This window comes from Komagataeibacter intermedius TF2 (assembly GCF_000964425.1).
In the GTDB taxonomy this organism is placed as follows: Bacteria; Pseudomonadota; Alphaproteobacteria; order Acetobacterales; family Acetobacteraceae; genus Komagataeibacter; species Komagataeibacter intermedius.
Genome location: NZ_BANF01000187.1, coordinates 1 through 1,385, shown reverse-complemented (window position 1 = coordinate 1,385; position 1,385 = coordinate 1). Strand labels below are relative to the sequence as shown.

2 protein-coding genes are annotated in these 1,385 nt (G+C 62.7%); both read left to right on the top strand.

Annotated features, from left to right (window positions below; all coding sequences use genetic code 11):
* Positions 1–378 (top strand): MSMEG_0567/Sll0786 family nitrogen starvation N-acetyltransferase (locus B7449_RS15555; RefSeq protein WP_048883797.1); only part of this gene is annotated, 378 nt, incomplete at its 5' end.
* The gene (locus B7449_RS15550) at positions 375–1,349 is read left to right on the top strand and encodes a sll0787 family AIR synthase-like protein (RefSeq protein ID WP_199858423.1); all 975 of its coding nucleotides are present in this window, start codon (positions 375–377) and stop codon (positions 1,347–1,349) included. The genes B7449_RS15555 and B7449_RS15550, both read left to right, overlap by 4 nt.
* The last annotated feature ends 36 nt before the right edge of the window (positions 1,350–1,385 follow it).

Here is a 1,385-nt window from a genome sequence, read left to right as displayed (position 1 = left end):
ATCGCGGCGTGCTGCATGGCGGGCATGCCGGACCGGGTGGTGGGCGCCGTGCGCATCCATGAAGCTGAGCCCGGCGTCTGGCGCGGCTCCCGTCTGGCCGTCCATGAAGACCATCGCAAACTGGGACGGATCGGCGCGGAACTCATCCGCATGGCGGTCAGCACGGCGCACGGGCTTGGGGCCACGCGGTTCCTGGCCCAGGTACAGGAACAGAACGTGCTGTTCTTCCGTCGCCTGTACTGGAAAAGCCTTGGAGCCATGACCCTGCATGGGCTGCCACATCACGACATGCAGGCCGACCTCTCACGCTATCCGGCGCATGGTCAGGATCAGACCTGGCTGCTGCGCCCGCAGCCCCGTAACCGGCAGGTGGCATGATGGCACACGAACTGACGACACTGCTGCGCACGCTTCGACACGGTCGGGCCCTTGCGGGCAAGCAGGATATTGCCGAAACCGTCGCAATTCTTGGTCGGGACACAAGCGATGGTATCCGCCTAGGAGATGACTGCGCCGCCATACCGGATGGCGATGGCTATCTCCTGCTGGCCAGCGAGGGGTTTCAGGACAGCTTTGTCCGCTCAATGCCGTGGTTTGCCGGGTATTGCGGCGTGATGGTCAATATCAGTGACATCGCGGCGATGGGCGGTCGCCCTGTAGCTGTAGTGGACGCGCTGTGGAGCGATACGTCCGAGGCGGCCGCGTCCATTCTGAGCGGTCTGCATGAAGGCGCCAACACCTATGGTGTGCCGGTTGTTGGCGGCCATACCAACATGCGCAGCACCCATAATTCGCTGTCAGTCGCGATCCTTGGCCGTGCCCGTCATCTGCTGACCAGTTTCGATGCCCGACCGGGCGAAGTCCTGATCGCCGCCATCGACCTGCGCGGCCGCTGGCACGACCCGCACCCGTTCTGGGATGCCAGTTCCGCACTGTGTCATACTGAGGGGGCGGCACGCCTTCGAGATGATCTCGATCTCTTGCCCGGCATTGCCGAGGACGGGTTGAGCCGCGCTGCCAAGGATATCAGCATGGCCGGACTGCTGGGCACCGCGCTCATGCTGGCCGAATGTTCGGGTATCGGCATGACCATCACGCTCGATGACATTCCACGTCCCGACGATGCACCAATGGAACGCTGGCTGTCCGCATTCCCCAGCTATGGCTATCTGCTGACAGCCCGGCCCGAGGATGCCCGGGCAATTATCGCACGTTTTCAGGCACGCGGGATCACTGCCGCCATCATCGGACAGTGCGATATGACACGACGCCTTGATATCATATGGGACGGGGAGAAAGAAACCTTCTGGGATCTCGCCCGGACACCGCTCATGGGGTTTGCGCCATGAGTCTGTCCATTGGCATCCTGACCCATTCGACCAATC

Coding starts and splice junctions, on each gene's coding strand:
- B7449_RS15550 (WP_199858423.1), top strand. CDS start 375: ATGATGGCACACGAACTGACGACACTGCTGCGCACGCTTCGACACGGT.